Origin of the sequence: Aestuariibacter salexigens DSM 15300 (genome assembly GCF_000429145.1) — a bacterium.
Lineage (GTDB): Bacteria > Pseudomonadota > Gammaproteobacteria > Enterobacterales > Alteromonadaceae > Aestuariibacter > Aestuariibacter salexigens.
The window spans coordinates 114,658-134,568 of sequence record NZ_AUBH01000003.1 but is presented as its reverse complement, the minus strand read 5'-3'; the positions used below and the strand labels follow the sequence as shown (position 1 = coordinate 134,568).

The window sequence follows — 19,911 nt, the reverse complement described above, 5'->3', positions numbered from 1 at the left end:
ATCGTTAGATTCAGTTAAACGTCAAAAATTTGTTGTATGCAGCTTGCCGGCTATTTTAATCGCGTTGACAAAACCCAGTGGCAATCCATGGCGAAAGGCATGGGCGTACCACTGGTGTTACTGGCCATTCTCGGTATGGTGGTGTTGCCACTGCCCGCTGTACTTCTGGATATTCTGTTCAGCTTTAACATTGCCCTGTCGCTGGTGGTTATTCTGGTCGCGGTATTTACCCGCAGGCCAATCGACTTTGGCATATTCCCACTAGTCCTGCTGATTGCGACGGTATTGCGACTTGCGCTTAACGTAGCCTCGACCCGTGTTGTTCTGCTCGAAGGTCATGAAGGTGGTGACGCAGCTGGGAAAGTGATCCAGGCGTTCGGTGAGGTGGTGATTGGCGGTAATTACGCAGTGGGTATCGTCGTGTTTGCGATTCTGCTAATCATTAACTTCAAAGTAGTGACGGCCGGTGCTGGACGTATTTCCGAGGTAAGCGCCCGATTTACCCTAGATGCCATGCCCGGTAAACAAATGGCCATCGATGCGGATCTCAATGCTGGTTATATCGATCAGGACGAAGCACGAAAACGTCGTGAGGAAATCACCTCTGAAGCGGATTTTTACGGCTCAATGGACGGTGCGTCAAAGTTTGTAAAAGGTGACGCGGTTGCTGGCTTGTTTATCATGCTTATTAATATCGTAGGTGGCCTATTCATCGGCATGATCCAGCACGACCTGGCGTTCGGTCAGGCGATTGAGATTTATACTATTCTGACCATCGGTGATGGTCTGGTCGCGCAAATCCCTTCATTACTGCTGTCCGTGGCAACCGCTATCATCGTGACCCGTGAAAACGATGATCAGGAGATGGGCTTTGAGCTAACCAAACAACTGGCGGACAAACGTGCCCTGTATGTGACTGCGGCATTATTGTTTGTAATGGGCATTGTGCCTGGCATGCCGCACTTTGCATTCTTAACGTTTGCTGTGTTGGTTGGCGGCTATGCTTACCTGCGTGATTATCTTCAGGCGCGACGTGATGCCATGCCTGAAGTCGTTGAAGACTCGCCGGAACTAACGGCGCAACCAGCCGAAGTGAAAGAGCTCGGCTGGGATGATGTGCAGCATGTCGATACCATCGGTCTTGAAGTGGGGTATCGATTGATTCCGCTCGTTGACCGCGCGCAAGGTGGTGAGCTATTGACTCGCATCAAAGGTGTACGTAAGAAGCTTTCACAGGAATTAGGGTTTCTTATCCCGCCGGTGCACATCCGTGACAACCTTGACCTGGATCCCAACGCCTACACCATCGCCATGCTCGGCGTGACGATTGGTGACGCTGAAATAGCCCATGATAATGAGCTGGCCATCAACCCAGGACAAGTGTTTGGCAAGCTGGATGGACGTCCAACCAAAGATCCCGCCTTTGGCCTCGACGCCGTGTGGATTAAACCGGGTCAGCGTGAACATGCACAAACCCTTGGCTATACCGTGGTCGACGCGGCCACTGTGGTCGCGACGCATTTGAGCCAATTACTCACCAACAATGCGTATCAGCTGTTAGGACACGAGGAAGTACAGCAACTGTTGGATATGCTTGCCAAGCAGAGTCCCAAGTTAGTGGAAGGGCTGGTACCAGACATCCTGCCGCTCAGTACGGTGGTAAAAGTATTGCAGACACTTCTGTATGAAGGTGTGCCTATTCGCGACATGCGCACGATTGTGCAGACCCTGAGTGAATATGGGCCGAAGAGTCAGGACCCAGACGTATTGGTATCTGCCGTCAGAATCGCGCTTAAGCGTCTGATCATGCAAGAAATCAATGGAGGTAAGCAGGAAATTCCTGTCATTACTTTGGCGCCAGAACTGGAACAAATGTTGCACCAGTCACTGCAAGCCGGTGGCGAAGATGGCGCAGGTATAGAGCCAGGACTGGCCGAAAAGATGCAGCAATCATTAAACGAAGCAAGTCAACAACAGGAATTGGCCGGCGAACCAGCAGTATTATTGACATCTGGCATGTTACGTCCGGTATTGAGCCGCTTCCTGAAACATGCTGTTCAGGGATTACATGTCCTGTCATATCAGGAAATCCCGGATGACAAGCAGATAAGAATTGTTAGTGCAGTCGGTCAATAAAATGACACTGCAATATGAAGCTTGAGGTGAACAAGTGAAAATTAGACGCTTTTACGGTAAAGACATGCGCGAAGCACTGCGATTGGTGCGCGAAGAACTCGGTAGCGAAGCGGTGATCATGTCGACCAAAAAACTCAAAGATGGCTTGGAGCTTGTTGCTGCCTATGATCGTGACACGGTGCCACAGAAAAGTGATGTGGCTGAAAGCAAAAACCGCGCTACACCAACATCGACACCGACCTTGAGCGAGATTATTGGTGACGATGGTCCTGATTCACTTAAGGCACTGCTTGAACAACAGGCCGCCGCCAATGCCAAATCGAATAGCGAGCAAGAGCAACCGAAGGCACCTTCACCCAAGATGCGCCCAGAGCAGGCCGCTAAATCTGCGCAAAACGTCAGTGAGGATTCACGGCAGCGTCCTTCGTCTGAGCAAACCTATACTCAAGCGGCTGACAGAAATACCAGCACACCGGCCAATCCGTATTTTGACGCGCCACAGCCTCGCCAAAAAAGCGACACTGTGACGGCGAGTACAACGCTGGAAGAGCTGAAGGATGAGATCAGTTCGCTGCGCAATGTTCTGCAGTTTCAGGTATCCGGTCTACTTGAGCAGGACAAGCGTCGCCGACACCCTTTGCATGGCTATCTCAGCGACAGATTGCAGGATATGGGTATTACTCGAAGCTTAGCAGAACAGATCGTGACGTTTGCCCCTGAAAGTGCTGACGAACGTCGGGCCTGGTTGTTTATACTCAAGTTGCTGGCTAATCGCCTGCGCATAGATAGCCAGGATATGTTAAGCAGTAAAGGCGTAGTGGCTTTGCTTGGTGCGACAGGCTCCGGTAAAACCACGACCGCCGCGAAGCTTGCTGCCCGGTACGCGCAAAAATATGGCGCCGATCAGGTCGCGCTCGTGACTATTGATGGTTATCGCATTGCCGCTTATGAACAACTTGCCACCTATGCTCGAATTATTGGTTGCAGCGTCAAGAAGGCGCAGCACGCAGACGAACTGGCAGATGCGTTGTATCATTTACGGCATAAGCGCATGGTGATAATCGACAGTGCCGGTTTCAGTCAACGGGATGAGAGACTGGTGCGGCAGTTGGATAATATTGACCAACTGGCAGGAAGTGCGATAAGTAAGTATGTGTTGATGCCAGCCACTGCTCAGCATAAAGTATTGCATCAGACTCTGCATGCTTATAAAAATGTACAGTTGAGTGGCTGTATTCTGACCAAACTGGACGAGTGCTATAGCCTCGGTGAAGCGTTGAGTGTCGTTATCGATAAGGGCTTGCCGGTAGGTTACATCACCAATGGTCAGAAGGTTCCTGAAGATTTGCGCCGAGCCGATGCAAAATTTTTAGTATCAACCGCAGCAAAGCTTTATAAAAAATATGGTTTAGCCCATACTACAACTCAGCATGAAGTAAACTCAGCACTTGCAGTATGATCGAGGACCAGGCGAGCAGCTTACGAAGAATGAATCAATCTCGGTTAGTTAAAGTCATCGCCGTAACCGGCGGCAAAGGCGGTGTTGGTAAAACCAATATCACCTTAAACACGGCAATCTCAATGGCCAAGCAGGGCAAACGAGTGATGGTACTCGATGCCGACCTGGGCCTGGCAAACGTTGACGTGTTATTGGGGTTACGGGTAGAGAAAAACCTGTCTCACGTGTTGTCTGGCGAGGCGACGCTGGATGAGGTGTTGGTGCACGGGCCACACGGCATTCTGATAGCGCCAGCGTCATCTGGCACGCAGTCCATGACCGAACTAAGTCCAACCGAGCATGCCGGTCTGATTCGCGCGTTCAGTGAATTACAAACTCCTATTGACGTATTAATCGTCGACACCGCAGCCGGTATCAGCGATATGGTGCTGAGCTTTTCTCGAGCTTCTCAAGACATCATGGTAGTGGTATGCGACGAACCAACATCGCTAACGGATGCCTACGCGCTGATTAAAATACTGAATCGCGAATACGGGGTGTTCAGATTTAAAATTGTTGCAAACATGGTCCGCAACGTGCGCGAGGGACAGGAATTATTTAATAAATTATCCAAAGTTACCGGACGCTTTCTCGATGTGGCATTGGAGCTTGTTGCGACAGTTCCCTACGATGAAAATATTCGCAAGGCGGTGAGGAAGCAAAAAGCGATTGTCGATGCATTTCCCGCATCACCAGCGGCCATGGCAATTAAAGGACTGGCTAAAGAAGCCATGCACTGGCCAGTACCGACTCAGCCAGGCGGCCATCTGGAGTTTTTCCTTGAGCAACTGGTTACCAAAAAGGCAGCAGGTGGTAACGGGTGACGAGCAAAGCAACGGCATACCAACAATCTGTTAATAAAGCCGAGTTAGTCGAGCGCCACGCGCCGCTTGTAAAACGCATTGCCCACCATTTAATGGCACGTTTGCCGGCCAGTGTTATTGTCGATGACTTGATTCAATCTGGCATGATAGGTCTATTGGAGGCGGCGAAGAATTTCGATGGGTCGAAAGGTGCGAGCTTTGAAACCTTTGCAGGTATTCGCATCCGCGGTGCTATGCTCGACGAAATTCGTAAAGGTGACTGGACACCTCGTTCGGTGCATAAAAATGGCCGCGCTATTATGGAAGCTATCGACTTGGTCGAAAAAGAAACCGGTCGGGATGCCCGTGATGTTGAAGTAGCGAAAAAACTGAATGTCAGTTTGGACAGTTATCACCAGATGCTCAATGAGGTCAATGCCGGTAAAATAATGGGTATTGAAGACCTTGGCGTATCCGAGGACGTGATCAGCACTGATGCCAACAGGGGCAGTGATGCGCCCTTTGAAGACTTAATGGAAGGAGAATTCCAAAAAGCGCTGGCACATGCTATTACTACATTACCTGAGCGTGAAGCGATTGTTTTGTCGCTATATTACGATGAAGAGCTAAACTTACGTGAAATAGGCGAAGTGCTTGAGGTGAGTGAGTCAAGAGTAAGCCAGATTCATAGTCAGGCCATGTTGAAATTAAAGTCGCGCATGCAGTCATGGCGCGCGGTAGAGTAATAATCATAACGATATTAACCGATCCTCATCGGAGGCAGTTTTGGATAAAAATATGAAAATTCTCGTTGTCGACGACTTTTCGACAATGAGACGAATCATAAAAAACTTGTTAAAAGATCTTGGCTTTTCCAACATTCAGGAAGCTGATGACGGCAGTACTGCGCTACCTATGTTACAGCAAGGGGATTTTGACTTTGTGGTGACAGACTGGAATATGCCAGGGATGCAGGGCATAGATCTGTTGCGTGCGATTCGGTCAGATGACAGCCTGAAGCACATCCCGGTGTTGATGGTCACCGCGGAAGCGAAAAAGGAACAAATCGTTGCGGCTGCGCAGGCCGGCGTAAATGGATATGTCGTCAAGCCATTTACAGCGGCAACTCTGAAAGAAAAGCTGGACAAAATCTTTGAGCGACTAGGCTGATTCAGTCCGTTCCCGCTTTGTTAAGGAGAAGCTGAATGACAGCCACAAACACGCCACCTATATCATTAGAGGAAGCGCGGCAGCTCGTTGAATGTCTGGAAGCAGGTGACAACGACGGTGCGAAAGCCATCATGGATGCGGTGGCGATGAAGGAATCCGTCGAACTGTTCGCCGAAGTAGGTAAGTTGACCCGTCAGCTGCATGATTCGTTGAACAGCTTTCAACTTGATTCACGTATTACCGATTTGGCCACCGAAGATATACCGGACGCCCAGAGCCGTCTTACATACGTTATTGAAGAGACGGAGAAGGCGGCTAACACGACGATGGACGCCGTCGAGTCAAGTATGCCAATTGCTGAGAATTTACACGCTGAAATCAGCAAGATTTTGCCTGAATGGAAAAAGTTAATGAACAGGCAGATTGAATTTGGCGAATTCAAATCCCTTTGCTATGACTTAGACAAGCTTTTGGAGAGTGCGTCTGAGGACACATCAAAACTCACGTCACTGCTGACGGAAGTATTGATGGCGCAGGGTTATCAAGATTTGACCGGACAGGTAATCAGACGGGTTATCGAACTGGTTAAGGAAGTCGAAGACAGTTTGGTGAACATGCTGACAATGTTCGGGGAACCGGAAGTGTCGGAAAAAACTCACAAATCTTCGAAAAAGACCGATACAGTTGAAGCAGAAGGTCCGATTATTGACGCTGAAGGTCGAGATGACGTTGTCACCGGCCAGGATGATGTTGATGATCTCTTGTCCAGCCTAGGGTTTTAGGGGGAACAGTTCGATGTCGTTTGATGTTGACGAGGATATATTACAGGATTTCCTGGTCGAAGCCGGGGAAATTCTAGAAACATTACAAGAACAACTCGTCGATCTGGAGAACAATCCGGAGGATTCCGACCTGCTCAACGCCATATTCCGTGGCTATCACACGGTTAAAGGTGGGGCAGGGTTTTTATCCCTGACTGAGCTGGTCGAGATTTGTCATGGCGCAGAAAACGTTTTCGATGTGATGCGTAATGGACAGCGGACACTTACGCCTGAGCTAATGGACGTGATCCTGCAGGCCACCGATGTGGTGGTCGACATGTTCCAGAAAGTCAAAGCGAGAGATCCTTTGGAGCCTGCCTCCCCGGAGCTCATCGATATCCTGCATAAACTGAGTAAGCCTGAAAAGCCTGACGAAAAGATTTTTGAGTCTGACGCTGCGCCAGCGCCTACTCCTGCCCCAGAGCCAGAACCTGAGTTAGAGATTGAGGAGCCTGCACAAAACGCTACTGCAGAATCAACTGATGGTTCCTTGGAAGAGATAACAGAAGATGAGTTTGAGGCACTGTTAGATGAGCTGCACGGTTCCGGTGCCCCCGGCAAGAATGACAGCGCGACAGCGACGCCCGCTGCATCGGCAGCTGAAGGTAGTAGCAGCGAAAGTACTTCTGATAGTAGTGAAGACATAACAGACGATGAGTTTGAAGCGCTGCTCGATGAATTGCACGGTAAAGGGCAATTTAATGAGAAGTCTGCAGCGGCCGAGGCTCCACCTGCACAGCAGGAAACCGACGACAGTGACGATGAAGATATCACTGACGATGAATTTGAGGCGTTGTTAGACCAATTACACGGTCAGGGCAAGGGCCCAAGCGTCAAAGAGACTGGCGCAGCAACGCCAACGCCGGCAGCGAGTCAGGACAGTGCCAAGAGTGATACGCCAAAACCTGCGCCTACTCCCGCACCTGCACCAACACCTGCTGCCGCGCCAGCACCTGCACCAACGCCAGCACCGGCTGCAGCAAAAGCTGAGGCGCCTGCGCCCGCAGCAGCGACTAAGAAAGAAGACAAGCGACCTGCTGCTCCGCAACAGGGTGAAACAACCGTACGCGTTGATACCAAGCGTCTTGACCAGATCATGAATATGGTTGGCGAATTGGTACTGGTCCGTAACCGCTTGTTGAGTCTCGGTATCAATATTAACGATGAAAGCATGTCCAAGGCGATTGCCAATCTGGATGTGGTTACCGGAGATTTGCAGGGCGCGGTGATGAAAACCCGTATGCAGCCGATCAAGAAAGTGTTTGGCAGATTCCCCAGAGTTGTTCGAGATCTGGCCCGCAGTCTTAAAAAAGAAATTACCCTGGAACTCGAGGGGGAAGAGACCGACCTGGATAAGAACCTGGTTGAGGCTCTGGCCGACCCATTGGTGCACTTAGTCCGCAATTCAGTTGATCATGGCATTGAAATGCCAGACGAACGTGTTGCCTCGGGTAAGCCTAAAATGGGTACCGTGAAACTCGCAGCATCTCAGGAAGGTGATCACATCCTGTTAACCATCGAAGATGATGGTAAAGGCATGGATCCGGAAAAACTGAAAGACATTGCCATTAGTCGCGGTGTGCTAGACGCTGACGCTGCAGCACGAATGTCTGACGTTGAAGCCTTTAATCTGATCTTCGCGCCAGGCTTCTCCACCAAAACGGAAATCAGTGATATTTCCGGACGCGGTGTGGGTATGGACGTGGTCAAGACCAAGATTAATCAGCTAAATGGTTCAGTGAGCATTGACTCGCAGCTTGGCAAAGGCACGCGTCTGGACATAAAAGTACCACTCACGCTGGCTATCTTGCCGACGCTGATGATTATTGTTGGTAAACAGACCTTTGCTCTGCCACTAGGCGCGGTAAATGAAATAATCAACATGGATCTTAGCAAGACCAATACGGTTGATGGACAGCTCACCATGATCGTCAGGTCGAAAGCAATACCGTTGTTTTATCTGCGCGAATGGCTGTCCAAAGAAAAAGTCGTTGAGAAAGATAAAGGGCATGTTGTGGTTGTGCAAATCGGCACGCAGCAGGTCGGTTTCGTGGTAGATGCTCTGATTGGGCAGGAAGAAGTGGTGATCAAGCCTCTCGATGCATTATTACAGGGAACACCAGGCATGGCAGGGGCAACGATCACCAGTGATGGTGGCATTGCGCTCATTATCGATGTGCCGAGTCTGTTAAAGCGGTACGCAAAAAAAGCCCTTAATAGCCGGAAAACTTAGTAAATCAGATGACCTATAAGGTATTGGTAGTAGACGACTCATCCTTTTTTCGCCGTCGTGTGTCGCAAATACTGCAGCAAGACCCGCAAATAGAGGTCGTCGGCGATGCCAGAGATGGTAAGGAAGCCATAGCCAAAGCTGAATCATTAGACCCTGACGTTGTGACTATGGACGTTGAGATGCCGGTATTAGATGGCATTTCAGCAGTCAGAGCGATCATGGCGAAACGTCCGGTCCCTATCTTGATGTTTTCGTCACTTACTCACGAGGGAGCGCGCGCCACGCTTGATGCGCTAGATGCTGGGGCGATGGACTTTTTACCTAAAAAGTTTGAGGACATTGCCCAGGACAGACAGGAAGCCGTAGAAGCCCTACGTACCAAGGTTAAGACCCTTGCCCGGCGTAAGTCTGGTATGCGTTTTCGCTCTATGGGAACAGGACTCTCCCGCTCAACGACCGACACTGGCACAACGGCTAAAACCCGTTTGTTTTTTCGCGGCAGCAGCGGTCTTGCACCAAAAGCAGAAAACGAGTCAATCAGTCGTCAGATCACCCGACGTTCAGGAAAACAATACAAACTTCTGGCTATCGGTACGTCAACTGGGGGGCCGGTTGCACTGCAAAAAATATTAGTTGAGTTACCCGCACATTTTCCTATGCCTATCGTGCTCGTTCAGCATATGCCAGGGACCTTCACCAGCGCATTCGCACAGCGCCTGAACGGCTTGTGTAAAATCAACGTAAAAGAGGCCGAGCATGGTGAAAGACTCACGTCTGGTACTGCCTATCTCGCCCCTGGTGGCAAACAAATGTTTATAGAAGGCAATGCGGGCCACGCAACGGTGCGCATAAGCGATCCATCAGGTGCTGATAACACAACATATAAACCGAGCGTTGATTTGACTTTCACCTCACTAGCACAAGTGTTTGGTGGTGATGTACTTGGGGTGATATTGACCGGTATGGGCGCAGATGGTCGCGAGGGATGCCGCGCAATGAAGGCGAAAGGTGCCAGAATCTGGGCACAGGACGAGCAGTCCAGTGTGGTTTATGGCATGCCTCAGGCTGTGGCGGCTGCCAACCTGACGGATGCAATACTGGCACTGGACGATATAGCAGGTAGTCTCAAAACCGAATTGTTGTAGTTCCCTTTTGCACAGTTAAGGGCTTCACGCGACAGAGTATTAAATGTGAAAATCTGGGCTATCGCGAATCAAAAAGGTGGCGTGGGTAAAACCACCACCACGGTGACACTGGGCGGCTTGCTTGCGCAGCAGGGCAAGCGTGTGCTGCTAATAGATACCGATCCTCATGCTTCACTTAGCTATTATTTTGGTATCGATTCTGAACAGTTGTCGGTCAGCGTCTATGATGTGTTTGTTGCCGATAAGCTCAATGCGGATGTGGTGCTGGATTGTCTGTGCCCATCGCGTCTTGACTCGCTGTTTATCCTGCCTGCAACCATGGCACTGGCTACGCTGGACCGCAGCATGGGAATGCAGAATGGTAAAGGGTTAATACTCAAAAATGCGCTGAAATTTGTACAACAAGAATTTGACTATGTACTGATGGATTGCCCGCCGGTATTGGGCGTATTGATGGTTAATGCGGTCGCTGCCTGCGAACGCATTCTGGTGCCGGTGCAAACAGAATTTCTGGCATTAAAAGGGTTGGACAGGATGATGCATACGCTGGAAATTATGGAAAAAACGCAGAAGCGTCGCTTCGATGTCACCATCATTCCTACCATGTTTGATAAACGGGTTAATGCTGCCATTGATGCCCATAATGTGCTGCTTGAACAATATGGCCAGCAAGTATGGGATGGCGTCATTCCAGTCGATACCAGGTTCAGAGACGCCAGCCAGGCACAGACGCCGGCATCGGTCTATAGTCCTCGAGCCAGAGGCGTATATGCCTATGCTAAATTACTCAAAACACTGCAACAGGAGACGACTAAATGAGTAAGGGTGGCGCTTTCGCTAAAGAAGGTCTGATGGAAGACTATCTGTCGTCTTTGCTTGATGAGGGGCCTGAAACGCTTGAGAAAGACCCCGTTGCTAAGCTTATTGAGTCTGTTCCACTGCAGGTTGAGATAGAGCAGCCGGACGTTATCGAGCCAGTACAACCACAAGTAACGACTAAAGATATTGCAGAAGCTGTCGACAAGGTTAATGAGGAACAGCAGGCAGCGGAGGCACATCACGTCGCATCGGCATCCTTACAGGAAACGCTGGATGATGAATTTCAGGCCTTGTTTTTTGATGTTGCAGGCTTAACACTGGCTGTACCTCTGATTACCTTGGGCGGTATTCACAACCTTGAAAAGGTTAACCCATTGATAGGTAAGCCAGATTGGTTCATGGGTGTGATGATTCACCGGGATGAAAAATTGACCTCAGTGGACACTGCCCGATGGGTGATGCCAGAAAAATATACCGAAAAACTGGCAGAAAGCTTAAATTATCAATATCTTATTATGTTAGGGAACAGTGCTTGGGGCCTCGCTTGTGAAAAGCTCATCAATACTGTGGTTCTCAACAAAGATGAAGTTAAGTGGCGAGAGGCGCATGGTAAGCGTCCGTGGCTGGCAGGATTGGTAAAAGATAAAATGTGCGCCTTGGTCGATGTTGATCAGATGATATCGATGTTAGAGCAGGGCCTGGGTAGTAACGATTTGTAGCTTAGGCTTGCTAGGGAGCAATCCAAATGAGTGAAGAAAGAAGTTCAAACAACGCTGCTGTCGACAGTAATGATGAAGTACTGCAGTGGGTAACCTATCGTCTTGGTGAAGAGACCTACGGCATCAACGTTATGCAGGTTCAGGAAGTGCTTCGTCATACTGAGATCGCTCCGGTTCCCGGTGCGCCTGATTATGTGCTGGGTATTATCAACTTGCGCGGCAACGTGGTGACGGTTATCGATACGCGTGCACGCTTTGGACTGCCGCCCACCGACATTACTGATAATACACGTATTGTCATTATCGAATCAGATGAGCAGGTGGTCGGTATACTGGTTGATAGCGTGGCCGAGGTGGTTTATTTACGCTCGTCTGAAATAGACAGCGCACCCAATGTCGGCACAGAAGAAAGTGCGAAATTTATACAGGGCGTAAGCAACCGAGATGGAGAGTTGTTGATTCTGGTTGACCTGAACAAACTGCTTACCGACGAAGAGTGGGACGAAATAAGCAGTATCTAGCGTGTCGTTAAGCACCACGACGCAGAGCATACGCCTCGCATATTATCGCGGGGCGTTTTTGTATGTTTCTTAAGCTATGTAAGGAGTAAGACTTGGCCGTTTGGGACCTAGCGATAATCGTCGGGCTAGTTGTACTTGCAGTGTGGAACCTTATTCAGGGATTTATTTTTCGACGTCGATTGCATGCACATCGCCGTGAGACATTGCAGGCGCTGAATGTTGTCGATGAGCAGTTACTCGCGATACAGCGCAGTACAGAGGCGTTGCGAGAACAACTGACGTCGTTACGTGCAGCGTCGTCAGGTATCGACGAACATATCGCCCCGCTGCAAACAAAATTGCAGGAACTGCAGTCCGACCTGCGACGCATCGAAGCCAGGCAGCAAGATTTAGACGAGCGTGATCCGGAAACCAAAATGTATCGCAAAGCCAGCAAGATGGTCGCAGCAGGCGCCGATATTGAAGATATCATGCAGGAATGTGAGCTTCCGCGCGCTGAAGTGGAGCTTTTACTCAGTCTGAATAAATCGTAGCAAGCACATTCATTTTAAAATGTACGTTTAGACGTCTAGACGTAAATAACTTGACATTCTGGCTGCCTCAGGCACCATGAGCATTACGTTATTTGCCCTGCCGACGTTGATATGCCGATACGAATTCCCTCAGAACTCCCTGCCCAGGATATTTTGCACCGCGAGAACATCTTCGCGATGGATATGCAGCGTGCGGCAACCCAGGATATTCGTCCCCTTGAAGTAGGCATTCTCAATCTCATGCCAAATAAAATCGAGACGGAAGTACAGCTACTGCGGTTGCTGAGTAATACCCCATTACAGATCAACATTGACCTTATCCGTATTGATGATCAGGCGCCTAAAAATACCCCTAAGGCGCATATGGATGCGTTCTATCATCATTTCGAAGATATTGCTGATAAGCGATATGATGGACTGATCATTACCGGAGCGCCGTTAGCTCACCTGGATTATGAGCAAGTCAAATACTGGGACAGAATGCGCGCCGTAATGACCTGGGCAAGGCGCCATGTACAATCTACGCTTTATCTTTGTTGGGCAACGCATGCGGCGATGTACCACTTTTATGGCATTCAGCGCACACTGCGAGAAGAAAAGCTCTCTGGCGTCTATGCGCATCATGTTACGGAACCCCACAATGAGTTAGTCAGGGGCTTCGACAGCGTCGTGTATGCTCCTCATTCTCGATATGGTGAGATCAGTGTGGCGCAATACGAATCTGTTCCTGGTATGCGAGTGTTAGTGGGTTCTGAACAAACAGGCGCTTACATTATCGCCTCAGATGACCGTAGAATGGTGTGTATAACGGGCCACCCCGAATATGATCCGGACACATTGGCACAGGAATACAGCCGTGATCTTGCCGCAGGACTTGCACCGCAGATCCCCTGTCATTATTTTCCTGATAATGACCCGGACCAGTCGCCGATGGTCACCTGGCGTGCACACGGGACGTTGTTGTTTACCAACTGGCTGAATTACTATGTATACCAGGAAACGCCATACGATCTGGATACACTTCGTCCATCATCCTGATAAACATCCTGAAGCAATAGAGGTATTTCGTGACTGACAACAGTTTATCGGTTCTGCAACACGCCGCTGCACAGCGTATTTTAATACTAGACGGTGCGATGGGGACCATGATCCAGCGGCATAAACTCGACGAGCAGGATTATCGTGGTCAGCAGTTTGCTGACTGGCATTGCGATGTAAAAGGCAATAACGACTTACTGGCGATTACACAGCCGCACATTATCGAGCAAATTCATCTGGATTACCTGAATGCCGGCGCCGACATTATTGAAACCAACACTTTCAATGCCAACAGTATTTCTATGGCTGATTACGATATGCAATCTCTGGCCAGGGAGATAAACCTTGCCGCTGCCAAGGTTGCCCGCAGTGCGGCTGATAAAGTGACCAGACAAACCCCGGATAAGCCTCGCTTTGTGGCGGGAGTGCTAGGACCGACCAATCGAACCGCGTCGATTTCTCCTGATGTTAACGATCCGGGCAAACGCAATGTGACCTTTGATCAGCTGGTCGAGTCATATCAGGAAGCCTGTCATGCACTGATAGATGGCCAAGTGGACATTATATTAATCGAGACCATTTTCGATACACTGAACGCCAAGGCCGCCGCTTTTGCCGTCGATATGGTATTCGAAGAGAAGGGAGTTACCTTGCCTGTCATGATCTCAGGCACCATTACTGATGCGTCTGGACGTACCCTGTCTGGACAAACTGCAGAGGCGTTTTACTACTCAATGCGACATGTTAAACCCTTTTCGTTCGGCTTGAACTGTGCACTGGGTCCCGACCTGCTCAGACAGTATGTCGAAGAAATTGCCAACGTGGCTGAATGCCTGGTTTCAGCTCACCCCAACGCAGGCTTACCGAACGAATTTGGTGAATATGACATGCAGGGTGAGGAAATGGCTGACCACATTGGCGAGTGGGCACAATCCGGATTGGTCAACATTGTTGGAGGCTGCTGTGGGAGTACACCAGAGCACATCGCAGCTATCGCCAGACGGGTTGAACATGTTGCTCCGCGCCCGCTTAAAGCCCAGGATGTTAAAATGCGTCTGGCTGGTCTAGAACCCTTTGTGCACTAGGAGAAGAGATCAGTGAGCGAGCAGATTGCAACATTTATCAACATTGGTGAGCGGACTAACGTAACCGGCTCTGCCAAATTCAAACGGCTGATCCTCGAAGGTGATTACGAAACCGCGCTGGATGTTGCCAGGCAGCAGGTGGAAAACGGTGCACAAATTATTGATATCAACATGGACGAGGCCATGTTGGACTCTGAAGCAGCAATGGTCAGATTTCTCAACCTGATTGCCTCTGAGCCAGATATATCCCGTGTCCCTATTATGATTGATTCGTCTAAATGGTCAGTCATTGAGGCCGGTCTGAAGTGTATTCAAGGCAAGGCCATAGTGAATTCAATCAGCCTTAAAGAAGGTGAAGCGCCGTTCATCGAGCAGGCCCGCAAAATCAAACGGTACGGGGCGGCGACAGTGGTAATGGCGTTTGACGAGAAAGGTCAGGCTGAGACGGCAGATCGCAAATTCGCCATTTGTGAGCGCAGTTATAAAATTCTCACCGAACAAGTAGGCTTTGCTCCCGAAGATATTATCTTTGACCCGAACATTTTTGCCGTAGCAACGGGTATCGAAGAGCACAATAACTATGCGGTCGACTTTATTGAAGCCACCCGTCGTATCCGTGAACATCTCCCCTATGCCCACGTATCAGGCGGCCTGTCAAATATCTCATTCTCATTTCGAGGAAATAACCCGGTGCGAGAAGCCATGCACTCGGTGTTTCTGTATCACGCTATCCGTGCCGGTCTGGATATGGCTATCGTTAATGCCGGTCAGTTGGAAGTCTATGACGAAATTCCTATTGAGCTGCGTGATGCTGTAGAGGATGTGATCTTAAATCGCCGCGACGATGCCACAGAGCGGCTGCTCGATATTGCCCCGAAATATCAGGGGGATGGCAAGGTTGCGGCCAGAGAAGATCTTCAGTGGCGCGATGCACCGGTAGCCAAGCGCCTCGAACATGCTTTGGTAAAAGGTATCACGGACTTTATTGAAGAGGATACTGAGCAGGCCAGGCAGGAAGCGGCTAAGCCACTTGACGTGATTGAAGGGCCACTGATGGACGGCATGAACGTCGTCGGCGATCTGTTTGGCGAGGGCAAAATGTTTTTGCCGCAGGTGGTAAAGTCGGCGCGGGTGATGAAAAAAGCGGTAGCTTATCTGCAGCCTTATATTGAGCGCGAGAAAGAAGCGGGATCGAGTAACGGCAAAGTGCTACTCGCCACCGTTAAAGGTGATGTCCATGACATCGGCAAGAACATTGTTGGCGTCGTATTACAGTGTAATAACTTTGAAATTATCGACATGGGCGTGATGGTGCCCTGTGCGCAAATTCTGCAGACGGCAAAGGAGCACAATGTCGATATTATTGGTCTATCCGGGCTTATCACCCCATCACTGGATGAAATGGTACATGTTGCAAAAGAAATGCAACGCCTGGACTTTGACGTACCGCTGTTAATTGGCGGCGCCACCACATCGAAAGCCCATACTGCTGTCAAAATTGAGCCTCATTATGAAGGTCCTGTGGTTTACGTCGCCAATGCCAGCCGTGCTGTAGGCGTTTGTCAGAAGCTTCTGTCGCCGACCCAAAAGCAGGCCTACGTAGAGGATATTGCGCGTGATTATGAGCGCGCCCGTGAGCAGCACGCTAAGAAGCGACCTCGCACTGCACCGGTGAGTCTGTCGCAGGCTCGTGACAATGCGTTCACCTGCGACTGGGCAGATTATTCGCCCCCGGTGCCCAAAAGACTTGGTGTCATACCCGTGTCCGTAGCGCTGTCGGAGTTGATTGATTACATCGACTGGACGCCATTCTTCCTGACCTGGTCCCTGGCCGGGAAATATCCTCGTATCCTTGATGACGAGGTGGTGGGCGAGCAGGCTAAACAGCTATTTGATGACGCGCAGGCAATGCTAAAGGAAATATGTGCTAACGGTAAGTTGCAGGCAAAGGGCGTATGTGGGCTGTTCCCTGCCAATAGCATTGGCGACGACATTGTCATTTACGGTGATGAGTCCCGCGAAAATGTCATTGCTACCAGTCATCATTTGCGCCAGCAAACTGAAAAGCCGAACGGGCCGAACTATTGCCTGAGCGACTTTGTTTGCCCGCAGCGATTTGGTAAAGCTGATTACATTGGTGCATTTGCGGTCACCGCTGGAGTGGGTGAAGACGAACTGGCAGCGCATTATGAATCCAGTGGTGATGACTACAATGCCATTATGGTGAAAGCGATTGCTGACAGGCTGGCGGAAGCCTTCGCTGAGTATTTACATGAACGGGTGCGCAAGGAATTCTGGGCATATGCCGATGATGAAGTGCTCGATAATGAACAACTTATCGCAGAAAAGTATCAAGGTATCAGACCCGCGCCGGGGTACGCCGCCTGTCCGGAACATACCGAAAAGGGGACCATCTGGTCATTACTCGATGCACAACAGCATACTGGTATGAAGTTGACCGAGAGCTATGCCATGTGGCCCGGCGCCTCAGTCTCCGGTTGGTATTTTTCACATCCTCAGTCGCGCTATTTTGCAGTTGCAAAAATTCAACAGGATCAGCTTCAGGATTACGCTTCTCGCAAAGGATGGGAGCTCGATGAGGCTGCGCGCTGGCTGGCGCCAAATCTTGACTAGGAGTGCAGCGTGAAAAGGTTTGATAGTCATTTTTTCCAGCATCTCAGTGAACAATCAGTGAGCAGTTCAAGACGGCGTTCAAATGCTAATGTGCATACTGACTATCAGGACCCTATACAGCGTTTGTTTATCACTATTCAGCCTGACTCCTATGTATGCCCACATCGGCATACGGAAGCGGATAAGTGGGAATGTTTCATCATCATTGACGGTGCGCTAAGTATTCTGTTATTCGATGATGAGGGGAGTGTTACCGAGCGTATCGAACTACGCGCAGACAGCGCTAAACGTGGCGTTGAAATTCCGCAGGGAGTTTGGCATGCGGTAGTGCCAGGAGAAAATCCGTCGACGTTTTTTGAAGTCAAGCCTGGTCCCTACATGCAAATGTCCGATAAAGACTTTGCTGCGTGGGCTCCCAGGGAAGGCGATGCGGCTGCACAGCAGTATCTCCACACCCTAAAATCAGCAAAGGTAGGTGATGTCCCTCGCGCGATTTAGTCAGGCTTGCGAAAATAACAAGCAGCCGATCATTGAACAATTAAAGGTGTATTTTTCGACACTTAGCAAAGTGCTGGAAATAGGCAGTGGCACTGGACAACATGCCGTTTATTTTGCGCCCGAGCTAGCGCATCTGAGTTGGCATACCAGTGACAGGGTAAACAATCACGACAGCATTAATGCCTGGTTGGCACAGTACCCCAGTGCAAACCTCTATCCTCCACTGGAGTTCAATGTAGGGGTTAACCCGTGGCCGCTGAACGATGTAGACGGTGTATTTACCGCGAATACTGCGCATATCATGCAGCCTGACGAAGTTGAGTTAATGATGTCACTGGTTGCGCAATCATTGCCATCAGGGGGCGTGATGTGCCAATACGGCCCGTTCACATTTGACGGTCGTTTTACCAGTGACAGTAATCGTGCTTTTGATGCGCAGTTGAGAGCGCAGGGGTACGGTGGTCTGGTCGATGTGTCATCACTGAAAAAATGGGCAAGTCCAATGAAGCTTGCCGAATGTATTGATATGCCAGCGAACAATCAGTTACTTGTTTGGCGCAACTAGCGCTACGTCCGAACGAAATGGTAGCAACCCGTCAGCATCGACTTTGTAATGCGTCAATGCTTCTGTTTCCTGATCAAGAAAGTGGCCAACGGCATCATGAAACCTGTCATCGAAAAGCTTGTGACTGGACAGGCACTGCGTCGGCTCAAAACCTCTAAGTATTTTATGTTCGCCCTGCGTGCCGGGGTTGAAGAAGGCCAGATTTTTCTCGATAGCGAATTCAATCCCTTGATAATAACAGCACTCAAAGTGCAAGCCGTTAATATCCTGTAGCGCTCCCCAATAGCGACCATACAATCCCTGCCTGTCAAACAGAAACAGTGCACAACCTGCTACGCCAGCATCGTTATGGGCCTTTGCCAGCAAAAGATGATGCGATAATTTGTCTAACAATTGCATGAAAAATGCGCGGTTCAGATAGCCTGTGTGACCGCTGCGTTTCAGGTAAGTTTGTTGATAACACAGGTAAAAATCCTGCATATCCTGCTCACCAATAGCAGTACCGGAAAGACGCTCAATCCTGACGTGTTGGGCTGCAACGTGACGACGCTCTTTTAGGATGTTTTTGCGCTTTCTCGATGCAAATAAGCCAACAAAGTCACTAAATGTTGAATAGCCACGATTATACCATACAAACTGTATACTCTGACGACTCAGATAGCCTTTATTTATCAGTGAGTTAGCCAGATCTGGGGGTAAAAATAGCCAGTGCATGGATGAATAATCCGAGTTCGCACAATGGGACTTGATTGCAGTGTCAACAGCATTGACAATGTCCGCCTCGTTGATCTCTGGCAGACACAACAATCTGCTTGATGTCACGGGCGTAAAGGGGACTGCGCTAACCAGTTTAGGGTAATACGGTAGACCGTGTCGATGATAGGCATTTGCCCAGGCATGGTCAAACACGTATTCTCCGTAGCTATGCTGTTTTACGTACAGCGGCACGGCAGCAACTAACTGCTGTTGGTCGAACACCAGCGCATGGTTGGGTAGCCAGCCACTGCTGCCTCCTACGCAGCCGGTTCTCTCAAGTGCTTGCAGGAAAGCATGTTGCAAAAAAGGGCACTGTGTACCAGAAAGTGCATCCCATGCGTCAGGACTGACAGATTCGATATCGGATGAAAATTCAACGCGTAAGGACATGCAGCTTTATAACAGGATGAAAACTACGTTTTACTATGACAGACAACGACGACAAGATCATTGCTGATACGCTGAGCCGTTTACAAAGTAAGCGTGAACACAGCCGTCATGAACTACTGAATAAGCTGTTAGCCAGAGGTTTAGATGCATCCCGCTGCCTCAAAAAAGTTGAGGAATATAGCCAGAGTGGCTGGCAGTGTGATGAACGATTTGCTGAGTCGCTGCTCAGGAACAGATTACGCAAGGGACAGGGAGAGTTGCGTATTCGCGCAGAGCTTAAAGAGCATCAGATAAGCGATGAGATTGTCAGTCGCGTGGTGAGCGAACAGCAAGTCGACTGGTTTGAACTGGCCAAACAAACGCTGCATAAGAAATTTGGAGAGAAGCCAGCGGAAAACTGGTTAGAGAAACAGAAACGGCACCGCTTTTTGCAATATCGAGGCTTTAATTATGAGCACATTCGATACGCTGAAGAGCAGCAGTGATATATTCACAAAATAAACAATAATACCTCAAGCTAAGGTGCATAGAGCCTTAACATTACGGG

19 protein-coding genes are annotated in these 19,911 nt (G+C 49.6%); 18 read left to right on the top strand and 1 reads right to left on the bottom strand.

Translation table 11 applies throughout. The features are described 5' to 3' along the window. Positions 1-36 precede the first annotated feature (36 nt). The 17 genes from flhA to G441_RS0106360 all read left to right on the top strand — a co-directional run bounded on the left by flhA (position 37) and on the right by G441_RS0106360 (position 18,218). Complete coding sequence (gene flhA, locus G441_RS0106440) at positions 37-2,136, top strand: flagellar biosynthesis protein FlhA (protein WP_026375587.1); 2,100 nt, start codon at positions 37-39, stop codon at positions 2,134-2,136. A 34-nt stretch (positions 2,137-2,170) separates the two neighbouring features. Next, entirely contained in the window at positions 2,171-3,595 is a 1,425-nt protein-coding gene (gene flhF / locus G441_RS0106435) for a flagellar biosynthesis GTPase FlhF (RefSeq protein WP_026375586.1), read from the top strand. Then, positions 3,592-4,458: a MinD/ParA family protein gene (locus tag G441_RS0106430; RefSeq protein WP_026375585.1), complete on the top strand. Its 867-nt coding sequence runs from the start codon at positions 3,592-3,594 to the stop codon at positions 4,456-4,458. Before flhF ends, G441_RS0106430 begins: the two co-directional genes overlap by 4 nt. Next, positions 4,455-5,183, top strand: coding sequence for an RNA polymerase sigma factor FliA (locus G441_RS0106425; protein ID WP_026375584.1), 729 nt, complete (start codon positions 4,455-4,457; stop codon positions 5,181-5,183). The genes G441_RS0106430 and G441_RS0106425 overlap by 4 nt, the downstream gene beginning before the upstream one ends. A gap of 40 nt (positions 5,184-5,223) precedes the next feature. Beyond that, complete coding sequence (cheY, locus tag G441_RS0106420; RefSeq protein ID WP_026375583.1) at positions 5,224-5,607, top strand: chemotaxis response regulator CheY; 384 nt, start codon at positions 5,224-5,226, stop codon at positions 5,605-5,607. Positions 5,608-5,642: 35 nt separating this feature from the next. After that, positions 5,643-6,389, top strand: a complete 747-nt coding sequence (locus G441_RS0106415; RefSeq protein WP_026375582.1) for a protein phosphatase CheZ — start codon at positions 5,643-5,645, stop codon at positions 6,387-6,389. 13 nt (positions 6,390-6,402) lie between these two features. Then, complete coding sequence (locus G441_RS0106410) at positions 6,403-8,661, top strand: chemotaxis protein CheA (RefSeq protein ID WP_026375581.1); 2,259 nt, start codon at positions 6,403-6,405, stop codon at positions 8,659-8,661. Between the two features lie 8 nt (positions 8,662-8,669). Further along, a complete protein-coding gene (locus G441_RS0106405) occupies positions 8,670-9,806 on the top strand; it encodes a protein-glutamate methylesterase/protein-glutamine glutaminase (protein WP_026375580.1) in 1,137 nt (378 codons plus the stop codon). A gap of 45 nt (positions 9,807-9,851) precedes the next feature. Beyond that, complete coding sequence (locus G441_RS0106400) at positions 9,852-10,625, top strand: ParA family protein (RefSeq protein ID WP_026375579.1); 774 nt, start codon at positions 9,852-9,854, stop codon at positions 10,623-10,625. Continuing rightward, positions 10,622-11,344: a chemotaxis protein CheW gene (locus G441_RS0106395; RefSeq protein WP_026375578.1), complete on the top strand. Its 723-nt coding sequence runs from the start codon at positions 10,622-10,624 to the stop codon at positions 11,342-11,344. The genes G441_RS0106400 and G441_RS0106395 overlap by 4 nt, the downstream gene beginning before the upstream one ends. 26 nt (positions 11,345-11,370) lie before the next feature. Continuing rightward, positions 11,371-11,865 carry a chemotaxis protein CheW gene (locus G441_RS0106390; RefSeq protein WP_026375577.1) on the top strand — a complete coding sequence of 165 codons (495 nt, stop codon included), beginning with the start codon at positions 11,371-11,373 and terminating at the stop codon, positions 11,863-11,865. 92 nt (positions 11,866-11,957) lie between these two features. Then, positions 11,958-12,398, top strand: coding sequence for a DUF2802 domain-containing protein (locus tag G441_RS18085; RefSeq protein WP_084407288.1), 441 nt, complete (start codon positions 11,958-11,960; stop codon positions 12,396-12,398). A gap of 111 nt (positions 12,399-12,509) precedes the next feature. Further along, complete coding sequence (metA, locus tag G441_RS0106380; protein ID WP_026375576.1) at positions 12,510-13,436, top strand: homoserine O-acetyltransferase MetA; 927 nt, start codon at positions 12,510-12,512, stop codon at positions 13,434-13,436. Between the two features lie 29 nt (positions 13,437-13,465). Continuing rightward, on the top strand, positions 13,466-14,521 hold the full coding sequence (locus G441_RS0106375) for a homocysteine S-methyltransferase family protein (protein ID WP_026375575.1): 1,056 nt from the start codon (positions 13,466-13,468) through the stop codon (positions 14,519-14,521). 12 nt (positions 14,522-14,533) lie between these two features. Further along, positions 14,534-17,155, top strand: a complete 2,622-nt coding sequence (metH, locus tag G441_RS0106370; protein ID WP_026375574.1) for a methionine synthase — start codon at positions 14,534-14,536, stop codon at positions 17,153-17,155. Between the two features lie 9 nt (positions 17,156-17,164). Beyond that, complete coding sequence (locus tag G441_RS0106365; RefSeq protein ID WP_026375573.1) at positions 17,165-17,653, top strand: WbuC family cupin fold metalloprotein; 489 nt, start codon at positions 17,165-17,167, stop codon at positions 17,651-17,653. Beyond that, positions 17,634-18,218, top strand: a complete 585-nt coding sequence (locus G441_RS0106360; RefSeq protein WP_026375572.1) for a DUF938 domain-containing protein — start codon at positions 17,634-17,636, stop codon at positions 18,216-18,218. Before G441_RS0106365 ends, G441_RS0106360 begins: the two co-directional genes overlap by 20 nt. On the opposite strand, the gene G441_RS0106355 is transcribed toward G441_RS0106360, so the two are convergent. Further along, positions 18,198-19,364, bottom strand: a complete 1,167-nt coding sequence (locus tag G441_RS0106355) for a GNAT family N-acetyltransferase (RefSeq protein WP_026375571.1) — start codon at positions 19,362-19,364, stop codon at positions 18,198-18,200. The genes G441_RS0106360 and G441_RS0106355 overlap by 21 nt on opposite strands. A 35-nt stretch (positions 19,365-19,399) precedes the next feature. Between G441_RS0106355 and G441_RS0106350 the strand changes: the two genes are divergently transcribed. Next, on the top strand, positions 19,400-19,849 hold the full coding sequence (locus G441_RS0106350; RefSeq protein WP_026375570.1) for a regulatory protein RecX: 450 nt from the start codon (positions 19,400-19,402) through the stop codon (positions 19,847-19,849). The last annotated feature ends 62 nt before the right edge of the window (positions 19,850-19,911 follow it).

Bases quoted from the DNA above. Each gene is read 5' to 3' on its own strand.
- G441_RS0106410 (WP_026375581.1), top strand. From the start codon at position 6,403: ATGTCGTTTGATGTTGACGAGGATATATTACAGGATTTCCTGGTCGAA.
- G441_RS0106395 (WP_026375578.1), top strand. From the start codon at position 10,622: ATGAGTAAGGGTGGCGCTTTCGCTAAAGAAGGTCTGATGGAAGACTAT.
- G441_RS0106390 (WP_026375577.1), top strand. From the start codon at position 11,371: ATGAGTGAAGAAAGAAGTTCAAACAACGCTGCTGTCGACAGTAATGAT.
- G441_RS0106430 (WP_026375585.1), top strand. From the start codon at position 3,592: ATGATCGAGGACCAGGCGAGCAGCTTACGAAGAATGAATCAATCTCGG.
- G441_RS0106415 (WP_026375582.1), top strand. From the start codon at position 5,643: ATGACAGCCACAAACACGCCACCTATATCATTAGAGGAAGCGCGGCAG.
- G441_RS0106350 (WP_026375570.1), top strand. From the start codon at position 19,400: ATGACAGACAACGACGACAAGATCATTGCTGATACGCTGAGCCGTTTA.
- G441_RS0106360 (WP_026375572.1), top strand. From the start codon at position 17,634: ATGTCCCTCGCGCGATTTAGTCAGGCTTGCGAAAATAACAAGCAGCCG.
- metA (WP_026375576.1), top strand. From the start codon at position 12,510: ATGCCGATACGAATTCCCTCAGAACTCCCTGCCCAGGATATTTTGCAC.
- flhA (WP_026375587.1), top strand. From the start codon at position 37: ATGCAGCTTGCCGGCTATTTTAATCGCGTTGACAAAACCCAGTGGCAA.
- G441_RS0106405 (WP_026375580.1), top strand. From the start codon at position 8,670: ATGACCTATAAGGTATTGGTAGTAGACGACTCATCCTTTTTTCGCCGT.
- G441_RS0106355 (WP_026375571.1), bottom strand. From the start codon at position 19,364: ATGTCCTTACGCGTTGAATTTTCATCCGATATCGAATCTGTCAGTCCT.